This window comes from Streptomyces avermitilis MA-4680 = NBRC 14893 (assembly GCF_000009765.2).
In the GTDB taxonomy this organism is placed as follows: Bacteria; Actinomycetota; Actinomycetes; order Streptomycetales; family Streptomycetaceae; genus Streptomyces; species Streptomyces avermitilis.
Map to the genome: position 1 here is coordinate 3058954 of NC_003155.5, position 25739 is coordinate 3084692.

At 66.5% G+C, this 25739-nt stretch carries 12 protein-coding genes, 1 tRNA gene and 3 rRNA genes; 3 read left to right on the forward strand and 13 right to left on the reverse strand.

Annotation, left to right across the window (positions count from 1 at the left end):
* Nucleotides 1-38 precede the first annotated feature (38 nt).
* The 4 genes from SAVERM_RS13075 to SAVERM_RS13090 all read right to left on the reverse strand — a co-directional run bounded on the left by SAVERM_RS13075 (nt 39) and on the right by SAVERM_RS13090 (nt 10484).
* Nucleotides 39-908: a helix-turn-helix domain-containing protein gene (locus SAVERM_RS13075; protein ID WP_037650093.1), complete on the reverse strand. Its 870-nt coding sequence runs from the start codon at nt 906-908 to the stop codon at nt 39-41.
* Between the two features lie 264 nt (nt 909-1172).
* Nucleotides 1173-3890 (reverse strand): DNA translocase FtsK, encoded by a 2718-nt coding sequence (locus SAVERM_RS13080; protein WP_052082383.1) that lies wholly within the window; start codon nt 3888-3890, stop codon nt 1173-1175.
* Nucleotides 3891-4033: 143 nt separating this feature from the next.
* Entirely contained in the window at nt 4034-4720 is a 687-nt protein-coding gene (locus tag SAVERM_RS13085) for a response regulator (RefSeq protein WP_010983948.1), read from the reverse strand.
* 274 nt (nt 4721-4994) lie between these two features.
* Nucleotides 4995-10484 (reverse strand): HAMP domain-containing protein, encoded by a 5490-nt coding sequence (locus SAVERM_RS13090; RefSeq protein WP_010983949.1) that lies wholly within the window; start codon nt 10482-10484, stop codon nt 4995-4997.
* Nucleotides 10485-10872: 388 nt separating this feature from the next.
* Here SAVERM_RS13090 and SAVERM_RS13095 point away from each other — a divergent pair, with 388 nt between their 5' ends.
* Nucleotides 10873-13620 carry a SpoIIE family protein phosphatase gene (locus SAVERM_RS13095; RefSeq protein ID WP_010983950.1) on the forward strand — a complete coding sequence of 916 codons (2748 nt, stop codon included), beginning with the start codon at nt 10873-10875 and terminating at the stop codon, nt 13618-13620.
* Between the two features lie 58 nt (nt 13621-13678).
* On the opposite strand, the gene SAVERM_RS13100 is transcribed toward SAVERM_RS13095, so the two are convergent.
* The 8 genes from SAVERM_RS13100 to thyX form a co-directional block, all read right to left on the reverse strand.
* A tRNA-Thr gene (locus SAVERM_RS13100) sits at nt 13679-13754 on the reverse strand.
* 83 nt (nt 13755-13837) lie between these two features.
* Complete coding sequence (locus SAVERM_RS13105; RefSeq protein WP_037650087.1) at nt 13838-14500, reverse strand: DegT/DnrJ/EryC1/StrS family aminotransferase; 663 nt, start codon at nt 14498-14500, stop codon at nt 13838-13840.
* A 114-nt stretch (nt 14501-14614) separates the two neighbouring features.
* Nucleotides 14615-14731, reverse strand: a 5S ribosomal RNA gene (rrf, locus tag SAVERM_RS13110).
* Nucleotides 14732-14820: 89 nt separating this feature from the next.
* Nucleotides 14821-17944 (reverse strand): 23S ribosomal RNA (locus tag SAVERM_RS13115).
* 312 nt (nt 17945-18256) lie between these two features.
* Nucleotides 18257-19782, reverse strand: a 16S ribosomal RNA gene (locus SAVERM_RS13120).
* The 16S, 23S and 5S rRNA genes sit together here, the layout of an rRNA operon.
* Before the next feature lie 615 nt (nt 19783-20397).
* A complete protein-coding gene (locus tag SAVERM_RS13130; protein ID WP_010983952.1) occupies nt 20398-22083 on the reverse strand; it encodes a ribonuclease J in 1686 nt (561 codons plus the stop codon).
* A gap of 128 nt (nt 22084-22211) precedes the next feature.
* Nucleotides 22212-23111 carry a 4-hydroxy-tetrahydrodipicolinate synthase gene (gene dapA, locus SAVERM_RS13135; RefSeq protein WP_010983953.1) on the reverse strand — a complete coding sequence of 300 codons (900 nt, stop codon included), beginning with the start codon at nt 23109-23111 and terminating at the stop codon, nt 22212-22214.
* A 230-nt stretch (nt 23112-23341) separates the two neighbouring features.
* Nucleotides 23342-24082 carry an FAD-dependent thymidylate synthase gene (thyX, locus tag SAVERM_RS13140; protein WP_010983954.1) on the reverse strand — a complete coding sequence of 247 codons (741 nt, stop codon included), beginning with the start codon at nt 24080-24082 and terminating at the stop codon, nt 23342-23344.
* A gap of 203 nt (nt 24083-24285) precedes the next feature.
* Between thyX and SAVERM_RS13145 the strand changes: the two genes are divergently transcribed.
* Both SAVERM_RS13145 and SAVERM_RS13150 read left to right on the forward strand, forming a co-directional pair.
* On the forward strand, nt 24286-24525 hold the full coding sequence (locus tag SAVERM_RS13145) for a hypothetical protein (protein ID WP_010983955.1): 240 nt from the start codon (nt 24286-24288) through the stop codon (nt 24523-24525).
* Nucleotides 24526-24650: 125 nt separating this feature from the next.
* Nucleotides 24651-25208, forward strand: coding sequence for a hypothetical protein (locus SAVERM_RS13150; protein WP_010983956.1), 558 nt, complete (start codon nt 24651-24653; stop codon nt 25206-25208).
* 77 nt (nt 25209-25285) lie between these two features.
* On the opposite strand, the gene SAVERM_RS13155 is transcribed toward SAVERM_RS13150, so the two are convergent.
* Nucleotides 25286-25738, reverse strand: coding sequence for a tetratricopeptide repeat protein (locus tag SAVERM_RS13155; RefSeq protein WP_010983957.1), 453 nt, complete (start codon nt 25736-25738; stop codon nt 25286-25288).
* Nucleotide 25739: the final 1 nt, after the last annotated feature.

The following is a 25739-nucleotide window of genomic DNA, read 5'->3' on the forward strand; positions in this document are numbered from 1 at the left end:
TCCCGCCCTTGATTGCCTGCTGTGCCCCTTCGGGCCCGTCATCCGGCCTGGGGGTCGCCCTTGGTGTATGTGAGGCGCTCCACCTGGCCGGCCTGGAACTCGTCCTGGATCTGCTTGCCGTTCACGAACAGCTGGACCGCGCCCGCGTCACCGAGGACGAGCTCGATCTTCTCCTTGTCCTGGAAGGTCTTGGAGTCGCCCTTCTCCAGGGTGCCGTCGAACAGCAGCCGGCCGTTGTGGTCCTTGGCGGAGATCCAGCTGCGGCCGTCGGCGGCGCTCACCTGGACGGTCACCTTGTCGCGGGGCGCGGCCGCGATGGCGCTGTCCGAGACGTCGGGCTTGGGGTCGACGGGCTTGGCCTTCTTGGGCGTGGGCGAGGCGGGCTTGCTGGTGCTCGGCGTGGAGCCCTCGGCGACCTGCGTCTTCGTGCCGTCGCCGCCGCCGCTCCCCTTGACGGCGGTGAACCCGACGAAGCCGATCACCGCGACGATCGCCGCGACCATGGCCGCGGTCCAGTTGGGCCCGCGCCGCTCCGGACGGATGCGCTCGGCCTCGAAGAGCGGGGCGGCCGGGGTCGGGGCGGGGCGCCCGCCGTGATCGGCGTCGTACTGGGCGAGCAGCGGCGCCGGATCGATGCGCACCGCGCGCGCGAGGGTGCGCAGGTGACCGCGCGCGTAGACGTCACCGCCACAGGGGGCGAAGTTGTCCTGCTCGATCGCGTGCACGATGGCGATGCGGACCCGCGTGGCGTTGCTGACGTCGTCGACGGTCAGCCCGGCCGCGATGCGCGCCTGCTGCAGAGCACGGCCGATCGAGGGGCGATCCGCCGCACGGGCGTCTTCACGATCGCTTTCGAACGGACGCTCGTCCTCAGGGGAGTTGCCGTCAGGGGAGTTGCCGATGGACACGGGGGCGCCTTTCGAGCGTGTAGCCACCTGTGCTGGAAGTTCAGTCTAGGGGGGGTACGAAAGGGTGGGGCAACCGGGCGGTAGGACTTTGTACGCCATCAGAATGGCCGGTCATCCTGATGCTGGGACATGCTCCTGCCCCTCCCTCAACTTGACGTACGCCGAAGGGAAACGGTTGCTCACAGATCCCTTACGGGTGGGTCACGTTCGCATACCCACGCACGACGCGCCCATTCCGTACGGCGTCCGGAATCGCCCGAATGCCTACGGCGCAGCCTCCCCGCGAATCACCGCGAGCACGCCATCCAGCTCGTCGGCCTTCACCAGAACGTCACGTGCCTTGGAACCCTCGCTCGGGCCGACGATGTTCCGGGACTCCATGAGATCCATGAGGCGCCCCGCCTTGGCGAACCCGACGCGCAACTTGCGCTGGAGCATCGAGGTGGACCCGAACTGCGTGGAGACCACCAGCTCGGCCGCCTGGCACAGCAGGTCGAGGTCGTCGCCGATGTCCTCGTCGATCTCCTTCTTCTGCTTGGTGCCCACGGTGACGTCGTCCCGGAAGACGGGCGCCATCTGGTCCTTGCAGTGCTGGACGACGGCCTCGACCTCGTCCTCGGTGACGAAGGCGCCCTGCATACGGGTGGGCTTGTTGGCGCCCATCGGCAGGAAGAGCCCGTCGCCCTTGCCGATCAGCTTCTCGGCGCCGGGCTGGTCGAGGATGACACGCGAGTCGGCGAGCGAGGAGGTGGCGAAGGCTAGCCGGGAGGGCACGTTCGCCTTGATCAGACCGGTGACGACGTCGACGGACGGCCGCTGCGTGGCGAGCACCAGGTGGATGCCGGCCGCGCGCGCGAGCTGCGTGATGCGCACGATGGCGTCCTCGACGTCGCGCGGCGCGACCATCATCAGGTCGGCCAGCTCGTCCACGATGACCAGCAGATACGGGTACGGCGACAGCTCGCGCTCACTGCCCTCGGGCAGCTTCACCTTGCCGTTCCTGATGGCCTCGTTGAAGTCGTCGATGTGCCGGTACCCGAACGCCGCCAGGTCGTCGTAGCGCAGGTCCATCTCACGCACGACCCACTGCAGCGCTTCGGCGGCCCGCTTGGGGTTGGTGATGATCGGCGTGATCAGGTGCGGGATGCCCTCGTACGCGGTCAGCTCGACGCGCTTGGGGTCGACGAGGACCATCCGCACGTCCTCGGGGGTCGCGCGGACCATGACGGACGTGATCAGACAGTTGATGCAGGACGATTTACCGGAGCCGGTCGCACCCGCGACGAGCAGGTGCGGCATCTTCGCGAGGTTGGCCATCACATAGCCCCCCTCGACGTCCTTGCCGAGCGCGACCAGCATGGGGTGGTCGTCCTCGGCGGCGTCCGCGAGGCGCAGCACGTCACCGAGGTTGACCATCTCGCGGTCGGTGTTCGGGATCTCGATACCGACTGCGGACTTGCCGGGGATCGGGCTGATGATCCGCACGTCGGGGCTGGCGACGGCGTACGCGATGTTCTTGGTGAGCGCGGTGATCCGCTCGACCTTCACGGCCGGGCCCAGTTCGACCTCGTAGCGCGTGACCGTCGGGCCGCGGGTGAAACCCGTGACGGCGGCGTCGACCTTGAACTCCATGAAGACGTTCGAGAGGGAGGCGACGACGGCGTCGTTGGCGGCGCTGCGCGTCTTGCCGGGGCCACCGCGCTCCAGAAGGTCGAGCGACGGCAGGGAGTAGGTGATGTCGCCCGAGAGCTGGAGCTGCTCGGCACGCGCGGGCAGGTCCCGCGTCTCGGCCGGCGGCGCCTTGGTGAGGTCCGGGACCCCCGCCTTCGACGCCTCCTTCCTGGGCGGCTTCACCGCCTTGGCGCGTGCGGCCGGTACGGGTGTCGTCTCCTCGTACCCGTCACGCTCCACGGTGACGCCCTGCGTCAGATCGGCGACCAGCGGGGAGGGCGGCATGCCGTGCAGGACGGCGCCGTCGAGGGCGGCAGCGGCGGCTGCGGCGACGTCCACGGCATCCATGGGCCGGTTCAGGTCGGGCTGCTGCCCGGCGGAGCGCCTGGGGCGGCTGCGGCGCTTGGAGAGTGCCTCCTGCTCGTCCCCGTCCGGGTCGTAGCCCGCGGGGGCGGGCCCGCGCCGCCGGGCGTTCGGGGGCAGCGCCTCGCGCCACTGCTCGTCGTAGCGCTCGTCGTCCTCGGCGAGTCCCTCTTGCGCGTCGTGGACGACGCCGAGCCTCACGCCGAGCAGCCGCAGCCGCTGCGGGATCGCGTTGACCGGGGTCGCCGTGACGACGAGCAGCCCGAAGACGGTGAGCAGGACGAGCAGCGGGACGGCGAGTACGTCACCCATCGTGTACGTCAGCGGAGTGGCCGCGCTCCAGCCGATGAGGCCGCCGGCGTCCCTTATCGCCTGCATGCCGTCGCTGCGCGCGGGCGCCCCGCACGCGATGTGGACCTGGCCCAGCACGCCGATGACGAGCGCGGACAGGCCGATCACGATGCGCCCGTTGGCCTCGGGCTTCTCCGGGTGCCGGATGAAGCGCACGGCGATCACCGCGAGCAGTATCGGCACGAGCAGGTCGAGCCGGCCGAAGGCACCGGTGACCAGCATCTCGACCAGGTCGCCGACGGGTCCGCGCAGATTCGACCAGGTACCCGCGGCGACGATCAGCGCGAGCCCGAGCAGCAGGAGCGCGAGCCCGTCCTTGCGGTGCGCCGGGTCGAGCCCCTTGGCGCCCTGCCCTATGCCGCGGAACATCGCTCCGACGGCGTGCGCGACTCCCAGCCACAGGGCGCGTGCGAGCTTGTACACGCCCCCGGTGGGATTGGGCGCCGGCTTCGGAGCGGGCTTCTTCGCCGCGACCTTCCTGGCGGGCGCCTTCCTGACGGCTGCCTTTTTCGCGGGGGCCTTCTTCGCCGGAGCCTTCGTCGGAACGGCCGCCTTCTTCGCGGGCGGCTTCTTGGCTGCGGGCTGACGTGAGGCCATGAGTGTGAGGTTACCGGTGGAGACGGCAGGGGACACGTGTGCCTCCCGCTTCACCCGTTCGTGTCGCCCTTGCCGGGGCGCGAAACTGACGCGGACTCATGAGAGCGGCGCGGGCCGAAGCCCGTCGCCGCACTCGCTCCCGATCAGTTCGGCGACGGCAGCGAGGGCGCTCCGCTCCCGGTGCCCGGCTCCAGGGCGTCCAGCGCCCTGCGCAGACCCGTGAGTTTGCGTTCGAGATGGGCGGCGGTCGCCACCGCGGCCGCATCCGCCGAGTCGTCGTCGAGCTGCTTCGACAGCGCCTCGGCCTGTTCCTCAACAGCCGCGAGCCGTGCGGAGAGTTCGGCGAGCAGTCCCGCCGGCTCCTTGGTCTCGCCGACGGCGACCTTGCCGCCACCACCCTCCAGCTGGAGCCGCAGCAGCGCCGCCTGCTCACGCAGTTGGCAGTTCTTCATGTACAGCTCGACGAACACCGAGACCTTCGCGCGCAGCACCCACGGGTCGAACGGCTTGGAGATGTAGTCCACCGCACCCGCCGCGTACCCCCGGAAGGTGTGGTGCGGCCCGTGGTTGATCGCGGTGAGGAAGATGATCGGGATGTCCCGGGTCCGCTCTCGCCGCTTGATGTGCGCGGCAGTCTCGAAACCGTCCATGCCCGGCATCTGGACGTCCAGCAGAATGACCGCGAAGTCGTCCGTGAGCAGTGCTTTGAGTGCTTCTTCCCCGGACGATGCCCGCACCAGTGTCTGATCGAGCGCAGAGAGGATGGCCTCCAGCGCCAGCAGATTCTCCGGCCGGTCATCGACCAGGAGGATCTTGGCCTTCTGCACCATGGCCCGCCCTCCTCGCCCCGGCATGGGGCCTCCCCTGTCCGCAGGACTTGGGGAAGCACCGGGCGCCGCCCCAGGGGACGACTCCCTTGCGCCGCCCGTCCTTGTGCCGGTCATGGTAGCCGCACCCCGCCTGTCGCCACACCCTGTCACCGCGATGTCACTGTGCACGTAGCAGAAACGTAGCGGGAGACCAGAAGGTTCCCCGAATCCCGCACTCCTACACGGCGTCCGACACACTCAGTCAGCAACTCCGTGTGAACGTTTCGCGTTCCCGTCACTCCGCACGCATCCACTGTTCCATCACGGTGAGCAGATGATCGGGGTCGACCGGCTTGGTCACATAGTCGGACGCTCCCGACTCGATGGCCTTCTCCCGGTCGCCCTTCATGGCCTTGGCGGTCAACGCGATGATCGGCAGTCCGGCGAACTGCGGCATCCGCCGGATCGCGGTGGTCGTGGCGTATCCGTCCATCTCGGGCATCATGATGTCCATCAGGACGACCGTCACATCGTCGTGCTGCTCCAGGACCTCGATGCCCTCGCGGCCGTTCTCGGCGTACAGCACCGAAAGACCGTGCTGCTCGAGAACGCTCGTGAGCGCGAAGACGTTCCGGATGTCGTCGTCGACGATCAGCACCTTCTCGCCGTCGAACCGGATCCCCCGACGCGGCTGCGGCGCCGGCTCCTGCTGCCCCGCGCCCACCCACTGCTCCTGCCCCTGGGCGGGCCTGCCCGGCAGCGCGGTCCGTTCCTCGGCCGCGGTCACCGCCCTGCGACGGCGCCTGAAGAGCGCGGCGGGCCCGTTCTGCGTGTCGCGGTACGACTTCACCTCGGCCGGCGTCTCGATGTCCGGCGCGGACAGCTCCGGCTCGGACGCCAGCAGCTCACCGACCTCCATCGTGGGCGCCATCTGGGCGTAACCCTGCGGCGGCAGTTCACTGGGGTGCAGCGGCAAATACAGCGTGAACGTCGAGCCGCGTCCCGGCTCGCTCGCCGCGTGGATCTCGCCGCCGAGCAGACGCGCGATCTCCCGGCTGATGGACAGCCCCAGACCCGTACCGCCGTACTTGCGGCTCGTCGTCCCGTCCGCCTGCTTGAACGCTTCGAAGATCACCCGCATCTTGCTGGCCGCGATGCCGATGCCGGTGTCGGTGACGGAGAACGCGATCAGACCGGCGTCCGCGTCCCGCAGCGAACCTGCCTCCAGGAGCTGCTCCCGGATGGCCACCGGTACGTCCGCGCCCGCGGGCCGGATGACCAGTTCGACCGCTCCGGAGTCGGTGAACTTCACCGCGTTCGACAGCAGGTTGCGCAGCACCTGAAGGAGCCGCTGTTCGTCGGTGTGCAGCGTGGCGGGCAGTTCCGGCGAGACCCGTACGGAGAAGTCGAGGCCCTTCTCCGCCGTCAGCGGACGGAAAGTGGCCTCTACGTAGTCAACGAGTTGGACGAGCGCGATACGCGTCGGCGACACGTCCATCTTGCCGGCCTCGACCTTCGACAGGTCGAGGATGTCGTTGATGAGCTGAAGCAGGTCGGAGCCCGCGCCATGGATGGTCTCGGCGAACTCGACCTGCTTCGGGGTGAGGTTCGAGTCCGCGTTGTCGGCCAGCAACTTGGCGAGGATCAGCAGGGAGTTGAGCGGCGTACGCAGCTCGTGCGACATGTTCGCCAGGAACTCGCTCTTGTAGCGCATGGAGACCGCGAGCTGCTCGGCACGCTCCTCCAGAACCTGCCGCGCCTCCTCGATCTCGGTGTTCTTGACCTCGATGTCGCGGTTCTGCTGCGCCAGCAGCTCGGCCTTCTCCTCCAGTTCGGCGTTCGACGCCTGGAGGGCCTTCTGCCGGTTCTCCAACTCGGCCGACCGCTCCCGGAGTTGCTCGGTCAGCTCCTGCGACTGCTTCAGCAGCACCTCCGTCTTGGTGTTGACGGAGATGGTGTTGACGCTCGTCGCGATCATCTCGGCGATCTGGTTCAGGAAGTCCTTCTGGATCTGCGTGAACGGTGTGAACGACGCCAGCTCGATGACGCCGAGCACATTCCCCTCGAAGAGCACCGGAAGCACGATGACCTGTGCGGGCGGCGCCTCGCCGAGCCCCGAGGAGATCTTCAGGTACCCGCTCGGCGCGTTCTCCACGAGGATCGTGCGCTTCTCCTGGGCGGCCGTCCCGATGAGCGCCTCACCGGGCCGGAACGACGTCGGCATGGAGCCCATCGAGTAGCCGTAGGACCCGCACATCCGCAGCTCGTACGCGTCCTCCTGCTCGGCGCCGCCCTCCCTGGCGTCGACCAGCGGCATGGCCAGGAAGAACGCTCCGTGCTGCGCGGACACGACCGGCGTCAGCTCGCTCATGATCAGCGAGGCCACGTCGTCGAGGTCGCGGCGCCCCTGCATCAGGGCGGAGATCCGGGCGAGATTGCCCTTGAGCCAGTCCTGTTCCTTGTTGGCGATGGTGGTGTCGCGCAGGTTGGCGATCATCTTGTTGATGTAGTCCTGAAGTTCCTGGATCTCGCCCGAGGCGTCCACGTCGATCTTCAGGTTCAGGTCGCCGCGGGTCACCGCGGTCGCCACGCGCGCGATGGCGCGCACCTGCCGGGTCAGGTTCCCGGCCATCTCGTTCACCGACTCGGTGAGGTCGCGCCAGGTGCCGTCGACGTCCCGCACGCGTGCCTGGCCGCCCAGCTGCCCCTCGGTGCCCACCTCGCGGGCGACTCGGGTGACCTCTTCAGCGAAGGACGACAGCTGGTCCACCATCGTGTTGATGGTGGTCTTCAGCTCCAGGATCTCGCCGCGGGCATCGATGTCGATCTTCTTGGTCAGGTCGCCCTTGGCGATGGCGGTGGTGACCATCGCGATGTTCCGCACCTGGCCGGTCAGGTTGGACGCCATGCCGTTCACGGACTCGGTGAGGTCCTTCCACGTACCGGCGACCCCCGGGACGTGCGCCTGCCCGCCGAGGATGCCGTCCGTGCCCACCTCGCGGGCCACCTTGGTGACCTGGTCGGCGAACGAACTCAGCGTCTTCACCATGGTGTTGAAGGTGTCGGCGAGCTGCGCGACCTCGCCGCGCGCCTCGATCGTCACCGTCCGGGTCAGGTCGCCGTTGGCGACGGCCGCGGCGACCTGCGAGATGTTGCGCACCTGCATGGTCAGGTTGTTGGCCATCAGGTTGACGTTGTTACTGAGGTCCTTCCAGATGCCCGTGACACCGGGCACGTGCGCCTGACCGCCGAGGATGCCCTCGGTGCCCACCTCGCGGGCCACCCGGGTCACCTGCTCGGCGAAGGACGACAGCTGGTCCACCATCGTGTTGACGGTGGTGACGAGTTCGAGGATCTCGCCCTTCGCGTCGACAGTGATCTTCTTCGACAGGTCACCCTTGGCGACCGCGGTCGTGACCTCGGCGATGTTGCGCACCTGAATGGTCAGGTTGTTCGCCATGAAGTTCACGGACTGGGTGAGGTCCTTCCAGGTGCCGGAGACACCCTGCACCTCGGCCTGTCCGCCGAGCATGCCCTCCGTGCCGACCTCGCGGGCCACCCGGGTCACCTGCTCGGCGAAGTTCGAGAGCTGGTCCACCATCGTGTTGAGGGTGTTCTTCAGCTCCAGGATCTCGCCGCGCGCGTCCACGTCGATCTTCTGCGACAGGTCACCCCGCGCCACCGCGGTCGCGACCTGCGCGATGTTGCGCACCTGGGCGGTGAGGTTGCCCGCCATGCCGTTCACGGAATCCGTCAGGTCGCGCCACACCCCGGCGACGCCCGGCACCTGCGCCTGACCGCCGAGCCGGCCTTCCGTGCCCACCTCGCGGGCGACCCGGGTCACCTGGTCGGCGAAGGCGGAGAGCTGGTCGACCATCGTGTTGATGGTGTTCTTCAGCTCCAGGATCTCGCCGCGCGCGTCCACGTCGATCTTCTGCGACAGGTCACCCCGCGCCACCGCCGTCGTGACCTGGGCGATCTGCCGCACCTGCGAGGTCAGGTTCCCCGCCATGAAATTGACGGAGTCGGTGAGTTCCTTCCACGTACCGGACACGCCGTCCACCCGGGCCTGACCGCCGAGGCGGCCCTCCGTACCCACGTCCCGGGCCATCCGCGTCACCTGGTCGGCGAAGGACGACAGCTGGTCGACCATCGTGTTGACGGTGTTCTTCAGCTGGAGCATCTCGCCGGAGACGTCGACCGTGACCTTCTGCGAGAGGTCACCGTTGGCGACAGCCGTCGTCACCTGGGCGATGTTCCGCACCTGGCCCGTCAGGTTCCGGAACGCCGTGTTGACGGAGTCCGTCAGGTCCTTCCACGTACCGGCCGCCCCCGGCACCTGCGCCTGACCGCCCAGCTCCCCCTCGACGCCGACCTCGCGCGCCACGCGCGTGACCTCGGCGCCGAACGACGACAGCTGGTCGACCATCGTGTTGACGGTGTTCTTCAGCTCCAGCATCTCGCCGGCCACGTCGACCGTGACCTTCTGCGACAGGTCACCGTTGGCCACGGCCGTCGTCACGGCGGCGATGTCCCGCACCTGAGTGGTCAGGTTCCGGAAGACCGTGTTCACCGAATCGGTGAGGTCCTTCCACGTACCCGCCGCACCCGGCACGTTCGCCTGCCCGCCGAGCCGCCCCTCCCCGCCGACCTCGTTGGCCACGCGGGTGACCTCGTCCGCGAATGTGCGCAGCGTCTCAGTCATCTGGTTGATCGTCTCGGCGAGCTGCGCGACCTCCCCGCGCGCCGACACGGTCACCTTCTGCGACAGGTCACCGTTGGCGACCGCGGTCGTCACCTGCGCGATCCCGCGCACCTGGGCCGTCAGGTTGCCGGCCATGAGGTTCACCGAATCGGTGAGGTCCTTCCACACGCCGGCCACACCGGGCACCTGCGCCTGACCGCCCAACTCACCCTCGGTACCCACCTCACGTGCGACTCGCGTCACCTCGGAGGAGAACGAGGACAGCTGGTCCACCATCGTGTTGACGGTGTTCTTGAGCTCCAGCATCTCGCCGGCCACGTGAACCGTGACCTTCCGGGACAGATCACCCTTCGCGACCGCCGTCGTCACGAGAGCGATGTCACGCACCTGAGCGGTCAGCCGGTACGCCATGGTGTTGACGGAGTCCGTGAGATCCTTCCACGAACCGGACATACCGCGCACCCGGGCCTGCCCGCCCAGCTTGCCCTCGGTGCCCACCTCGCTGGCCACGCGGGTGACCTCGTCGGTGAACGACGACAGCTGATCGACCAGGTTGTTGACCGTGCGCCCGACCTTCAGGAACTCACCGCGCAGCGGATGCCCGTTCCCGTCCGCCGCCTGCGCCCGCAGCTCCATCCGCGGCGACAGGTCGCCCTCGGCCACCGCGGACAGCACCCGGCTGACCTCGGAGACGGGCCGCGCGAGGTCGTCGACGAGCGCGTTGGAGTTGTCGATCGCGGCCGCCCACGAACCCTCGCAGGCACCCGACTCCAGCCGTTCCGTGAGCTTTCCCTCACGGCCGACCATGCGCCGCACCCGCGCCAGCTCACCGGTCAGATGCAGGTTGCGCTCGGCCACTTCATTGAAAACCGCCGCAATCTCGGACATCACGCCGTCGCCCGAGACTGTCAACCGTTTGCGGAAGTTGCCGTCCCGCATCGACACCAGGGCAGCCAGCAGCCGGTTCAGGGCTGCCGTATCCACCGCCGTGGTGCCGGTGCGCGGTTTGCGCTGGTTACTCAGGGACTGTCCGCCTTTCGCGCGCGTCTTAGTGCCCCGCGTCGCTGCGCCAGACTCCACTGTGTCCCTCCCGCAGGGTCGACCAATACTGCTGTGCGTGCTCGGCTTGCTGATACTTCTGATGATGCTTCTGCGCTTCTGCTCGGCCTGCCGCGTCCTAGTACTCGGCGCGCCAGGTGCTGCCGCCGGTCGTACACGGCAGACGCGCGGCCTGCCCCGGCCTTCCTACGAAGCCTGCCCAGTGTTTCACCCTGGTTGAACCAGGCCATAACAGTTCGGCAGCTTCGCACACGGTCCGCACACCCTCCGGAACGAAACAGTGGTGACCGGCATCCGCACGGACGGCGAAGGTAAGTAACCTTGCATGCGGCTGTCCAGCCGTGCCGGTCCGTCCGGCCTGGGCGGTGGCACGAGCACGAGCGGGCAGGCATCGGAGGGGCACCGCACCATGACCACCGGACTGCATCCCGGGGGACCACCCCAGGATCCCCGGCCGACGGGGAACCAGCCGCTGCCGAGGCAGGAGCGGGTCGGCGAGGCAGCCCTGCACGCCGACAACCGGACGAGGAGTTCTGTGATCACCGCGCGCGCGGCCGCCAGTTTCGATCCTGTCGGGCGATCGGTCGCGACCGCCCGCTCCTTCGTCCGCGACACCCTCCAGGGCTGGGGTTTCGCCGACATCGTCGACGACGCCGTGGTCCTCACCAGCGAGCTGGTCACCAACGCCGTGGTGCACGCGGGTACGTCCGCGGACGTGCTCTGTCTGCGCAGCGACGACGGCGTACGCATCGAGGTCGGGGACAGATATCCCGAACGCGAGATCCCCCTCCAGGCCGCCGCCGTCAACATGGGCAACCCCGACCGCGAGGGGGGCCGCGGCCTCCAGCTCTGCGCTGCCCTGGCCGGCCGCTGGGGCGTCGACTACACACCCACGCACAAACAGGTCTGGTTCCAACTGGACCTCCCCGAACGCCCGGTGGGCACCCGCACCGCCGGCCCGTCCCTCCCCGCCGAGCTCCTCCCGCTCGCCGACGGCCGGGTCCGTGTCGCCGTCGTCCAGATCGACCGAGCGGGCGCCATCAACGCGTGGAACGAGGACGCGGAGGAGCTCTTCGGGTACGCGGCCGAGCTGGTCATCGGCAAGCCCCTCACCGACCTTGCGGCCTGGCCCCACACCCCGGGCACCAGCACCGGCATCGTCGAGGCCCTCCAGCTGTCGCGCTGGGAGGGCAGTTACGGCGTCCGCGGCGCGAGCGGCCGCGTGATCCCCGTGTACGCCTCCCACCTCCGGGTGCGGGACACCGGCGGCGAACCGTCCACGGTCTGCCTCCTGGTACGCGAACACGAACGCGCCGTCCTCCAGACCCCGTTGCGCGGACAGTCCCCCGACGCGACGAACAGCGCCGAGGGCCAGGCCCTGGACCCGTTCGAGGTCTTCATCGGCTCCCCGGCCCCCGACGACCTCGACGGCCTGCTCCAGCGCACGGTGGAGCGCGCCCGCGACATGCTCGACGCCGACTCGGCGTTCCTGCTCCTGGCCACCGACGACGAGACGGAGCTGGAGGTACGAGCCTCGACGGGCCTCCCCTCGGCCCGCCAGCGCTTCGCCCGTGTCCCGGTCGACGCGGGCCCCGGCCGCTACGGGTCGGCCCGCATGCCGGCCGTCCATGACGACCTCACCGCCGTCCCCGGCGCGGTCCCCCTGCTCAGCGGCACGGGCATGCGTTCGGTCGTCACGGTCCCGCTGAAGGTCGAGGGCCGCCTCACCGGTTCGCTCGGCGTCGCGGCCGAGTCCCCGTCCCGGTACTCCAACGAGGAGGCCCTGCGCCTCCAGTTCGCCGCCGACCGCATCGCGCTCGCTGTGGAGTCCGCCCGGCTCGGCGAGCTGGAGCGCCTGCGCCGCGGTTCCCTGAGCTTCCTGGTGGAGGCCTCGGACCTCCTGGCGGGCACCCTGGACCGCGACCAGACCCTGGCTCTGATGGCCCAGATGACCATCCCGACCCTCGCCACCTGGTGCGCCGTCTACACGATCGCCGACCAGGCCTCGGAGCCGTACCTCTCCTACGTTCTCCACGAGGACGAGGACCGCATCGACGGCGTCAAGGCACTCCTGTCGAAGATCCCCCCGCCGGAGCCGATTCCGACGCCGGGCGCCCGCGTCTGGTCGGCCCCGGCACAGGCGGCTCACGAGGCGGCCCTGCGGACGTCCATGCGCAGCCTGGGCCTGGGCGAGCCCGCGACGGTGAGCTCCGGCATCGGTACGACCCTGGCGACGGCGTCCGCGGTGGGCGGCGAGACGGTCGTCCTCCCCCTGGTGGCGCGCAACCGCGTCATCGGCATGCTGACGCTGGGCAAGCCGTCGGACGAACACTTCCGCCAGGAGATCCTGGAGCTGGCCGAGGACTTGAGCCGCCGGGCCGCCCTGGCCCTGGACAACGCTCGCCTGTACTCGGAGCGCACGGCCATCAGCCAGTCCCTCCAGCGCAGCCTCCTGCCGCCGGATCTCCCGCACATCGAGGGCGTCGAGGTCGAGGTCATCTACCGCGCGGCCGGCGAGGGCAACGAGGTCGGCGGCGACTTCTACGACCTCTTCCCGATCCGCGACGGTGCGTACGGCTTCGCCATCGGCGACGTCTGCGGTACGGGCCCGAACGCGGCGGCGGTCACCGGCCTGGCCCGGCACGCCCTGCGTCTCCTGGCCCGCGAGGGCCTCAGCGGCCCGGCGGTGCTGGAGCGCCTCAACTCCGCGATCCTCGACGAGGGCGCCCGCAGCCGCTTCCTGACGCTCCTGTACGGGGAGTTGTGGCCTCAGGAGGACGGCAGCGCCCTCCTCAAGGTGGTCTGCGCCGGCCACCCGCTCCCGCTCCGCCTGCGCCAGGACGGCACGGTCGAACCGGCCGCCGAACCGCAGCCGCTCCTCGGCGTCATGGAGGACCTGGAGCTGTACGAGCAGACGGTGACGCTCGATCCGGGTGACGTCCTGCTGTGCGTCACGGACGGAGTCACCGAACGCCGCGAGGGCACCCGCATGTTGGGCGACGACGGACTGACGGACGTCCTCACCACGTGCACGGGCCTGACAGCGGGCGCGGTGGCGGCCCGCATCATGCGTGCGGTCGAACGCTTCGCCTCGGACGCCCCGTCGGACGACATGGCCATTCTCGCGATGCGTGTGGCGGGCCTGCAGAAGGACTGAAGGCCCGCCCCAGGGCACGAAAAAGGCCCCGCCCGGAAGGGCGAGGCCTTTTCTGCTGTGGAGCCCCCAAACGGAATCGAACCGTTGACCTTCTCCTTACCATGGAGACGCTCTGCCGACTGAGCTATGGGGGCCAGTCGCCTTCTCGAGGTTTCCCTCGCGGCAACGGAATAGATCATACCCCGAACAGAAGCGTGCTCCCAACACACCTGTTGGGTCAGAAGGCAGGCTGAAGGAGTCCGCCGAGCGCATTGCACGCGGAGACGATCCGCTGCATCTCGCGCTTTGTCAGCGACACGTCCACGGGCAGCGCCAATGTCTCGTCCGCGGCCCGCTCGGTCTCCGGCAGGCACACGTCCCGACGGAAGGCGGGCATGCGGTGTACGGGCGTCTTCACCGGCACCCGGCAGTCAACTCCCTTGGACCGCACGGCCCGCGCGAATGCGTCGCGGTCCGGGCGCCCGTTCCCGGGCACGCGCACGACGTAATGCTGATAGGTGTGCCCGTCACCGCCGTCCGGCGTCCACACCCCGTTCAACCGGGCATCGAGATAGGCGGCCCGCTCCCTGCGCTGCGCGATCTCGTCGTACGGCGCCTCGGACTCGCCCTGCTCGAGCACGAGAAGGCCGTGCCGCTGTCCGACACCGTGCAGCCGAGCGATGTCGGCCGGCCGGCCGAAGCGGTGTACGGCGATGACGGCCACGGTCCCCGAGGTCACGGCGGCCTCGACCGCCGCGGGGTCCAGGCAGTACGTGGCCGGGTCTATGTCCGCGAAGACGGGCGTCGCACCGGCCAGGGTCACGGCCTCGGCGACTTCGACGTTCCCGAAGGCCGGGACGATGACCTCGTCACCGGCTCCTGCGCCGGCGGCCTTGAGCATTCCAACGGTACCCATGATGCGGATGCTCGCCGCGCAACGTGAACTGCAAGTGACACACAACAAAAAAGAGCTGGTCCCTGAACCGAAGTTCAGGGACCAGCTCTTCTAAAATTTGTTCGGCGGCGTCCTACTCTCCCACAGGGTCCCCCCTGCAGTACCATCGGCGCTGTAAGGCTTAGCTTCCGGGTTCGGAATGTAACCGGGCGTTTCCCTCACGCTATGACCACCGAAACACTATGAAACTGTCAACCGCACCATCCCGTGACCATGGAATGGGGTTGTTCGTGGTTTCAGAACCAACACAGTGGACGCGAGCAACTGAGGACAAGCCCTCGGCCTATTAGTACCAGTCACCTCCAGCGGTTACCCGCCTTCCAGATCTGGCCTATCAACCCAGTCGTCTACTGGGAGCCTTACCCTCTCAAGGAGGTGGGAATACTCATCTCGAAGCAGGCTTCCCGCTTAGATGCTTTCAGCGGTTATCCCTCCCGAACGTAGCCAACCAGCCATGCCCTTGGCAGGACAACTGGCACACCAGAGGTTCGTCCGTCCCGGTCCTCTCGTACTAGGGACAGCCCTTCTCAATATTCCTGCGCGCGCAGCGGATAGGGACCGAACTGTCTCACGACGTTCTAAACCCAGCTCGCGTACCGCTTTAATGGGCGAACAGCCCAACCCTTGGGACCGACTCCAGCCCCAGGATGCGACGAGCCGACATCGAGGTGCCAAACCATCCCGTCGATATGGACTCTTGGGGAAGATCAGCCTGTTATCCCCGGGGTACCTTTTATCCGTTGAGCGACGGCGCTTCCACAAGCCACCGCCGGATCACTAGTCCCGACTTTCGTCCCTGCTCGACCCGTCGGTCTCACAGTCAAGCTCCCTTGTGCACTTACACTCAACACCTGATTGCCAACCAGGCTGAGGGAACCTTTGGGCGCCTCCGTTACTCTTTAGGAGGCAACCGCCCCAGTTAAACTACCCATCAGACACTGTCCCTGATCCGGATCACGGACCCAGGTTAGACATCCAGCACGACCAGACTGGTATTTCAACGACGACTCCACCCACACTGGCGTGCGGGCTTCAAAGTCTCCCAGCTATCCTACACAAGCCGAACCGAACACCAATATCAAACTGTAGTAAAGGTCCCGGGGTCTTTCCGTCCTGCTGCGCGAAACGAGCATCTTTACTCGTAGTGCAATTTCACCGGGCCTATGGTTGAGACAGTCGAGAAGTCGTTACGCCATTCGTGCAGGTCGGAACTTACCCGACAAGGAATTTCGCTACCTTAGGATGGTTATAGTTACCACCGCCGTTTACTGGCGCTTAAGTTCTCAGCTTCGCCAAACCGAAGTTTGACTAACCGGTCCCCTTAACGTTCCAGCACCGGGCAGGCGTCAGTCCGTATACATCGCCTTACGGCTTCGCACGGACCTGTGTTTTTAGTAAACAGTCGCTTCTCGCTGGTCTCTGCGGCCACCCCCAGCTCACCAAGTAAATTGGATCACCAGTGATGGCCCCCCTTCTCCCGAAGTTACGGGGGCATTTTGCCGAGTTCCTTAACCATAGTTCACCCGAACGCCTCGGTATTCTCTACCTGACCACCTGAGTCGGTTTAGGGTACGGGCCGCCATGAAACTCGCTAGAGGCTTTTCTCGACAGCATAGGATCATCCACTTCACCACAATCGGCTCGGCATCAGGTCTCAGCCTTAATGCGCGACGGATTTACCTATCGCACGGCCTACACCCTTACCCCGGGACAACCACCGCCCGGGATGGACTACCTTCCTGCGTCACCCCATCACTCACCTACTACCACCTTGGGTCAGCGGCTCCACCACTCCCCTTTGCCCGAAGGCTCCAGGGCGGCTTCACGGCCTTAGCATTAATGGGCTCGATGTTTGACGCTTCACAGCGGGTACCGGAATATCAACCGGTTATCCATCGACTACGCCTGTCGGCCTCGCCTTAGGTCCCGACTTACCCTGGGCAGATCAGCTTGACCCAGGAACCCTTAGTCAATCGGCGCACACGTTTCTCACGTGTGTATCGCTACTCATGCCTGCATTCTCACTCGTGAACCGTCCACCACTGCCTTCCGGCGCGGCTTCACCCGGCACACGACGCTCCCCTACCCATCACAGCACCCGTTGGGGCTATACGCTGCAATGACACGACTTCGGCGGTACGCTTGAGCCCCGCTACATTGTCGGCGCGGAATCACTAGACCAGTGAGCTATTACGCACTCTTTCAAGGGTGGCTGCTTCTAAGCCAACCTCCTGGTTGTCTGTGCGACTCCACATCCTTTCCCACTTAGCGTACGCTTAGGGGCCTTAGTCGATGCTCTGGGCTGTTTCCCTCTCGACCATGGAGCTTATCCCCCACAGTCTCACTGCCGCGCTCTCACTTACCGGCATTCGGAGTTTGGCTAAGGTCAGTAACCCGGTAGGGCCCATCGCCTATCCAGTGCTCTACCTCCGGCAAGAAACACACGACGCTGCACCTAAATGCATTTCGGGGAGAACCAGCTATCACGGAGTTTGATTGGCCTTTCACCCCTAACCACAGGTCATCCCCCAGGTTTTCAACCCTGGTGGGTTCGGTCCTCCACGAAGTCTTACCTCCGCTTCAACCTGCCCATGGCTAGATCACTCCGCTTCGGGTCTTGAGCGCGCTACTAAATCGCCCTATTCGGACTCGCTTTCGCTACGGCTTCCCCACACGGGTTAACCTCGCAACACACCGCAAACTCGCAGGCTCATTCTTCAAAAGGCACGCAGTCACGACGCACCGAGTAAACTCGATGCGCGACGCTCCCACGGCTTGTAGGCACACGGTTTCAGGTACTATTTCACTCCGCTCCCGCGGTACTTTTCACCATTCCCTCACGGTACTATCCGCTATCGGTCACCAGGGAATATTTAGGCTTAGCGGGTGGTCCCGCCAGATTCACACGGGATTTCTCGGGCCCCGTGCTACTTGGGTGTCTCTCAAACGAGCCGCTGATGTTTCGACTACGGGGGTCTTACCCTCTACGCCGGACCTTTCGCATGTCCTTCGCCTACATCAACGGTTTCTGACTCGTCTCACGGCCGGCAGACCGTAAAAGAGAGATCCCACAACCCCGTATACGCAACCCCTGCCGGGTCTCACACGCATACGGTTTGGCCTCATCCAGTTTCGCTCGCCACTACTCCCGGAATCACGGTTGTTTTCTCTTCCTGCGGGTACTGAGATGTTTCACTTCCCCGCGTTCCCTCCACATACCCTATGTGTTCAGGTATGGGTGACAGCCCATGACGACTGCCGGGTTTCCCCATTCGGAAACCCCCGGATCAAAGCCTGGTTGACGGCTCCCCGGGGACTATCGTGGCCTCCCACGTCCTTCATCGGTTCCTGGTGCCAAGGCATCCACCGTGCGCCCTTAAAAACTTGGCCACAGATGCTCGCGTCCACTGTGCAGTTCTCAAACAACGACCAACCACCCGTCACAACCCGCCGAAGCAGATCTTTACCGGGGCCGGCACTGAAGGCAGCCATGATCGGCCGTACCCTCAGACACCCAACAGCGTGCCCGACACCCTCGCCCTCCCATGTTCGCTTTCCACGCCGAAGCAGTACTTGCCAACCTGAGCAGGTCGAGTGTGCCGAATAATCAACGTTCCACCCTTGAGCAACCAGCATCAGACAGTCGCTGATGTACTGGCCTCTGACCTCACCCCGAAGGGATCGGTAAGAAGTGCTCCTTAGAAAGGAGGTGATCCAGCCGCACCTTCCGGTACGGCTACCTTGTTACGACTTCGTCCCAATCGCCAGTCCCACCTTCGACAGCTCCCTCCCACAAGGGGTTGGGCCACCGGCTTCGGGTGTTACCGACTTTCGTGACGTGACGGGCGGTGTGTACAAGGCCCGGGAACGTATTCACCGCAGCAATGCTGATCTGCGATTACTAGCAACTCCAACTTCATGGGGTCGAGTTGCAGACCCCAATCCGAACTGAGACCGACTTTTTGAGATTCGCTCCACCTTGCGGTATCGCAGCTCATTGTATCGGCCATTGTAGCACGTGTGCAGCCCAAGACATAAGGGGCATGATGACTTGACGTCGTCCCCACCTTCCTCCGAGTTGACCCCGGCGGTCTCCTGTGAGTCCCCATCACCCCGAAGGGCATGCTGGCAACACAGAACAAGGGTTGCGCTCGTTGCGGGACTTAACCCAACATCTCACGACACGAGCTGACGACAGCCATGCACCACCTGTACACCGACCACAAGGGGGGCACTATCTCTAATGCTTTCCGGTGTATGTCAAGCCTTGGTAAGGTTCTTCGCGTTGCGTCGAATTAAGCCACATGCTCCGCTGCTTGTGCGGGCCCCCGTCAATTCCTTTGAGTTTTAGCCTTGCGGCCGTACTCCCCAGGCGGGGAACTTAATGCGTTAGCTGCGGCACCGACGACGTGGAATGTCGCCAACACCTAGTTCCCACCGTTTACGGCGTGGACTACCAGGGTATCTAATCCTGTTCGCTCCCCACGCTTTCGCTCCTCAGCGTCAGTAATGGCCCAGAGATCCGCCTTCGCCACCGGTGTTCCTCCTGATATCTGCGCATTTCACCGCTACACCAGGAATTCCGATCTCCCCTACCACACTCTAGCTAGCCCGTATCGAATGCAGACCCGGGGTTAAGCCCCGGGCTTTCACACCCGACGTGACAAGCCGCCTACGAGCTCTTTACGCCCAATAATTCCGGACAACGCTTGCGCCCTACGTATTACCGCGGCTGCTGGCACGTAGTTAGCCGGCGCTTCTTCTGCAGGTACCGTCACTTTCGCTTCTTCCCTGCTGAAAGAGGTTTACAACCCGAAGGCCGTCATCCCTCACGCGGCGTCGCTGCATCAGGCTTTCGCCCATTGTGCAATATTCCCCACTGCTGCCTCCCGTAGGAGTCTGGGCCGTGTCTCAGTCCCAGTGTGGCCGGTCGCCCTCTCAGGCCGGCTACCCGTCGTCGCCTTGGTGAGCCACTACCTCACCAACAAGCTGATAGGCCGCGGGCTCATCCTGCACCGCCGGAGCTTTTAACCCTCACAGATGCCTGCGAGAGTATTATCCGGTATTAGACCCCGTTTCCAGGGCTTGTCCCAGAGTGCAGGGCAGATTGCCCACGTGTTACTCACCCGTTCGCCACTAATCCACCCCGAAGGGCTTCATCGTTCGACTTGCATGTGTTAAGCACGCCGCCAGCGTTCGTCCTGAGCCAGGATCAAACTCTCCGTGAATGTTTTCCCGTAATCGGGACGACACCACGAGAGCGGAACAGCCGGGCGGAATAAGCCCAGCCGTTCACAGCGTCCTCGCTGTGCGCCTACCGAACAACGTCGGCAGGACTTTTTCAAAGGAACCTCGTCCCAGCCGATCGGCCGGAGACGGGGTATCAACATATCTGGCGTTGATTTTTGGCACGCTGTTGAGTTCTCAAGGAACGGACGCTTCCTTTGTACTCACCCGAGAGACTCTCTCAGGCTTTCCTCCGGGCGCTTCCCTTCGGTCTTGCGTTTCCGACTCTATCAGACCGTTTTCCGATCCGATTTCCTCGGCGCTTTCCAGGTTTCCGCTTTCGCGTTTCCCTTTCCGGCGGTTCCGATTCTATCAGACTGTTTTCCGGTCTGATTTCCTCGGTGCTTTCCAGGTTCTCGCTTTCGCGATTCCCTTTCCGGCGGCTCCGACTTTATCAGAGGTTCTGAGTCGGATTTTCCGTCCCGCTCGGGGTTCCTGACGCACAGTCGCATCGGGTTCCCCCTCGGGCGGAGCCGTAAACGTACTGGAGCGGGGCGCCCCGATGCAAATCGAGGAGCCCCGCTCCGGGTTCACGCGTACGAGCGGTCGTACGAGGGTCAGACCTCGACCACGACCGGCAGGATCATCGGCCGGCGCCGGTAGGTGTCCGAGACCCACTTGCCCAGTGTGCGGCGGATGAGTTGCTGCAGCTGGTGGGGCTCCATGACCCCGTCCTGAGCGGACCTCTCCAGCACTTCGGCGATCTTCGGGATGACGTCGCCGAACGCGGAGTCGTCGATGCCGGAGCCACGGGCCTGGATGTGGGGACCACCAGTGATCTTTCCGGTGGACGCGTCCACGACCAGGAAGACCGAGATGATCCCCTCGTCGCCGAGGATCTTGCGGTCCTTGAGCGCGGGCTCGCCGACGTCGCCGACCGAGAGGCCGTCGACGTACACGTATCCCGCCTGGACCTTGCCGGTGATCTTGGCCTTGCCCTCGACCAGGTCGACGACGACGCCGTCCTCGGCGATCACGATGCGGTCGTGCGGGACGCCGGTGAGAGCGCCCAGCTCGGCGTTGGCCCGCAGATGGCGCCATTCGCCGTGGACCGGCATGAGGTTGCGTGGCTTGCAGATGTTGTAGAAGTACAACAGCTCGCCGGCCGAGGCGTGGCCCGAGACGTGCACCTTGGCGTTGCCCTTGTGGACGACGTGCGCGCCCCAGCGGGTCAGGCCGTTGATCACGCGGTAGACCGCGTTCTCGTTACCGGGGATGAGCGACGACGCGAGGATGACCGTGTCGCCCTGGACGATGCGGATCTGATGGTCCCGGTTGGCCATGCGTGACAGAGCCGCCATCGGCTCGCCCTGCGAGCCCGTGCAGACCAGCACGATCTCGTGCTCCGGGAGGTCGTCCAGCGTCTTGACGTCCACGACCAGGCCCGGCGGAACCTTCAGATAGCCCAGGTCCCGGGCGATGCCCATGTTGCGGACCATCGAGCGTCCGACGAAGGCGACCCGGCGGCCGTACTCGTGCGCCGCGTCCAGGATCTGCTGGATGCGGTGGACGTGGCTGGCGAAGCTCGCCACGATGATCCGCTTGCGGGCGCCCGCGAAGACGTTGCGCAGCACGTTCGAGATGTCGCGCTCGGGCGGGACGAAACCCGGGACCTCCGCGTTCGTCGAGTCCGAGAGGAGGAGGTCGATGCCCTCCTCACTCAGCCGCGCGAACGCGTGGAGGTCCGTCAGACGGTTGTCCAGCGGGAGCTGGTCCATCTTGAAGTCGCCCGTGTGGACGACCATGCCGGCCGGAGTGCGGATGGCGACCGCCAAGGCGTCCGGAATGGAGTGGTTGACGGCGACGAACTCGCAGTCGAACGGGCCGATGCGCTCGCGGTTCCCCTCCGCCACCTCAAGGGTGTACGGACGGATGCGGTGCTCCTGGAGCTTCGCCTCGATGAGTGCGAGGGTCAGCTTGGAGCCGATCAGCGGGATGTCCGGCTTCTCCCGGAGGAGGAACGGGACGCCGCCGATGTGGTCCTCGTGGCCATGGGTGAGGACGATGCCCTCGATGTCGTCGAGGCGGTCCCTGATGGACGTGAAGTCCGGCAGGATCAGGTCGATTCCGGGCTGCTCCTCCTCGGGGAAGAGCACTCCGCAGTCGACGATCAGCAGGCGACCGCCGTACTCGAAGACGGTCATGTTGCGGCCGATTTCGCCGAGACCGCCCAGCGGGGTGACCCGAAGGCCGCCCTTGGGGAGCTTCGGCGGCGGGCCGAGTTCAGGATGCGGATGACTCAAAAGACTCTCCTCACCATGCGCGCCACGTACCGGTAAGGCACGTGGCGCGCATGACGTTCGTGCAAAAGCAGTTGTTGGTGTGGGGTGCAGGCACGTGAGCCCTGCGTATTCAGTTGTGAAGTCTGGTGTTAGAGCTGTACCCCGCCGGCGGCAAGATCGATCTTGAGCTGAGCGGTCTCCTCGGGCGAGAGCTCGACCATGGGGGCGCGCAGCGGTCCGGCGGGCAGGCCCTGGAGGGCGAGGGCGGCCTTGGTGGTCATGACGCCCTGGGTGCGGAACATACCGGTGAACACCGGCAGCAGCTTCTGGTGGATCTCCAGCGCCTTCTGGACGTCCCCGCCGATGTACGCCTCCGCCATCGCGCGCAGCTCGGGCGTGACCACGTGGCCGACCACCGAGACGAAGCCGACGGCACCCACGGACAGCAGCGGGAGGTTCAGCATGTCGTCGCCGGAGTACCAGGCCAGACCCGAGCGGGCGATCGCCCAGCTCGCGCGGCCCAGGTCGCCCTTGGCGTCCTTGTTGGCGACGATCCGCGGGTGCTCGGCGAGCCGGACCATCGTCTCGGTGCTGATCGGTACGCCGCTGCGGCCGGGGATGTCGTAGAGCATCACCGGCAGCTCGGTCGCGTCGGCGATCGCCGTGAAGTGCCGGTACAGGCCCTCCTGCGGGGGCTTGTTGTAGTACGGCGTGACGGTCAGCAGGCCGTGCGCGCCGGCCTTCTCTGCCGCGCGCGCCAGCTCGATGCTGTGGTGCGTGTCGTTCGTGCCGACGCCGGCGACGATGTGGGCTCGGTCGCCGACCGCCTCCAGGACGGCTCGTACGAGATCCGATTTCTCCGCGTTGCTGGTGGTCGGGGACTCGCCGGTGGTGCCGTTGATGATCAGGCCGTCGTTGCCTGCGTCCACCAGGTGGGCAGCGAGCCGCTGCGCGCCGTCGAGGTCGAGTGCGCCGTCCGCCGCGAAGGGCGTGACCATGGCGGTGAGGACCCGCCCGAAGGGGGTCTGCGGAGTGGAGGTCGGAGCCATGGGTAACACGCTACTCGCTGCTCAACATGGGGTCTGCCCTCGGGGGACGCGACAAGTCGTGACAAATGCGGAGCCCGGCACTGCCTGCTCGGGGGTTCAAGCAGTGCCGGGTCCGTTTGATCAGGCTAGATGAACTTCCCGAAATGCCGCAATACGGACACTTCGCCGGGCTGGCCGCACATCTGTGCCCGACACGGGGACTGAGGCGCGTGCAGAGCGGTCTGGGTGCGTTACGGCGCCACGCGCCCGTTCGTGTTGAAGGCCGCGTACGTCAGCGGCATGAGCTTGGCCCACTCCGCCTCCATCTTCTCGCCGACCATCTCGATCTCCCGCTGCGGGAAGGACGGCACCTTGGCCAGCTCGTGCTGGGTGCGCAGGCCGAGGAAGTGCATCAGCGAGCGGGCGTTGCACGTGGCGTACATCGAGGAGAAGAGGCCGACGGGGAGGACCGCGCGGGCGACCTCGCGGGCGACGCCGGCGGCGAGCATCTCCTGGTAGGCCTCGTACGCCTGACGGTACGAGTCCTCCATGACGCGGCCCGTGAGCTCCTGCTGTGCCTGGGTGCCCTCGACGAAGACGTACTTGCCGGGGCGGCCCTCCTGGACCAGCTTGCGGGACTCCCCCGGGACGTAGAAGACCGGCTCGAGCTCCCTGTACCGGCCCGACTCCTCGTTGTACGACCAGCCCACCCGGTGTCGCATGAACTCGCGGAACACGAAGATGGGGGCGCTGATGAAGAACGTCATCGAGTTGTGCTCGAAGGGGCTGCCGTGCCGGTCCCGCATCAGGTAGTTGATCAGGCCCTTCGAGCGCTCCGGGTCCTTCTTCAGCTCGTCCAGGGACTGCTCGCCGGCGGTGGAGACGCGGGCGGCCCACAGCACGTCCGAGTCGGCCGCGCTGTGCTTCACCAACTCGACGGTGACGTCGCTGCGGAAGCTGGGCTTGAGGTCGTCGGCGGGGGTGTCGGTCACGGCTTGGAGGGTCCTTCCCATCACATCTCTCGGGCGGCGCCCACTCTACGGCCCGGCACTGACAACGGGGCGTTCGGTGCCGTGCCGCGACATTCCTCGCCGAACTTCTGCGAATTCGGCGAAACTGGGCACCTCTTGGGGCGTTCGTTCGTCTGTATGGGTGACAGTGATCCGTTCGAGCCTCCAGAGGAGAAGCACACCCCATGTTCCGTCGGCGCGAGCCCGTTCCGTTCGCCTTCATCGCCGAAGCCGACAAGTTCCGCAGCAATGTCACCCCGCCGCCCCGCCAGCGGGCGTCCGCCGGTCAGACGGCCGGGCGCTGGCTCCTGGGACTCACCGTGATCGCCGGGCTCGTGGGCGCGCTGGTCGTCGGGATGCCTTCGCTGTCACTCGACCAGTCACCTGCGACGACGCAGCATTCCGAGGCGTCCCGGGGGCACTGACGCCCGTCCACCGCCCGAGTGGCGCGGGGAGGCACCCCCATGGCCCCCCAAGGGTGGTGAGCAAGGACACGGCTCGATAACCTCACCGGGCACAGCCCATGAATGGAATTGAGTGAGGATGAGTCGTGCCCCTGCCCTTCCTGACGGCCGACCGCACGTTTGACGAGGCGGCGGACGACCTCCCGCTGCCCTACGACGACCGCGACCGCTGGCGGCGCCCGTACCGGCCAGGTCCCTGGCGGGTGGGCATGGCCGCACTTCTGCTCCTGCTCGCGTCGTACGTGCTCGCCGCGGCGGTCGTCATCGCGCTCACCGGCACCGCCTCAGGCGCCGGAGCGGTCCTGGGGATCGCGGCCGTCGTGATCGCCTGCGCGCTGCGGATGCTGCGCATGGGCGTCTGGGTGAGCGCGCGCGGAGTGCGCCGGGTCGGCTTCCTGCGTACGGGCACCACGCCGTGGGAGCAGGTCGTCGCGGTGCGCACGGTTCAGCAGCCGGTGCGCTGGCTCGGGCTGCCGCGCACGGTTCAGGGGCAGGCGCTGATCCTCGTACGTGGGGATCGTGCCCCCGAGGACCAGCCGTCGCTGCTGACCACGCACGGCGCCGACTTCCTGGCGCGTGCGGCGGCCTTCGACCGGGCGGCCGACGCGGTCGAGGCCTGGGCGTCGGAGTACGGGCGGAGCTGAGCCGAGGCGAACGTGTGTTTGAGGGGCCGGTCCGCACTCGCGGGCCGGCCCCCGACGCGTTCCGGGGTCGAAAGGGCTCAGGCCTCGACCGGCCTTCCCTCGTGGAGCGCGATGGCGCGCTGCATCGCCTTGCGGGCCCGCGGGGTGTCGCGGGCGTCGTGGTAGGCGACGGCGAGACGGAACCAGCTGCGCCAGTCGCCCGGGGCGTCCTCGGTCTCGGCCTTGCGGCGGGCGAAGACCTCGTCGGCCGAGTCCCGGTCGATGCGGCCGCCCGGCGTGCGCCTCAGCTCGTCGACGGGCAGGCCGCCCTCGGCGTCGAGCTCGGCGGCGAGCGCGTTGGCCTTCCGGACGAACTGCGTGTTCTTCCAGAGGAACCAGACACCGATGACCGGCAGGATCAGCACCGCGACACCGAAGGTGACGGTGACCAGGGTGCCGTTCTGGATCAGGAGCACACCGCGGCTGCCGACCAGGACGAAGTAGACGACCAGGACGGCGGCCGTGACGGCGTACGTGATTTTGGCGCGCATG

What these genes read in the sequence shown, in the direction of transcription:
- SAVERM_RS13080 (WP_052082383.1), bottom strand. Translation starts at nt 3,890, where the DNA reads ATGGCCTCACGTCAGCCCGCAGCCAAGAAGCCGCCCGCGAAGAAGGCG.
- SAVERM_RS13085 (WP_010983948.1), bottom strand. Translation starts at nt 4,720, where the DNA reads ATGGTGCAGAAGGCCAAGATCCTCCTGGTCGATGACCGGCCGGAGAAT.
- SAVERM_RS13095 (WP_010983950.1), top strand. Translation starts at nt 10,873, where the DNA reads ATGACCACCGGACTGCATCCCGGGGGACCACCCCAGGATCCCCGGCCG.
- SAVERM_RS13105 (WP_037650087.1), bottom strand. Translation starts at nt 14,500, where the DNA reads ATGCTCAAGGCCGCCGGCGCAGGAGCCGGTGACGAGGTCATCGTCCCG.
- dapA (WP_010983953.1), bottom strand. Translation starts at nt 23,111, where the DNA reads ATGGCTCCGACCTCCACTCCGCAGACCCCCTTCGGGCGGGTCCTCACC.
- SAVERM_RS13145 (WP_010983955.1), top strand. Translation starts at nt 24,286, where the DNA reads ATGTTCCGTCGGCGCGAGCCCGTTCCGTTCGCCTTCATCGCCGAAGCC.
- SAVERM_RS13155 (WP_010983957.1), bottom strand. Translation starts at nt 25,738, where the DNA reads ATGCGCGCCAAAATCACGTACGCCGTCACGGCCGCCGTCCTGGTCGTC.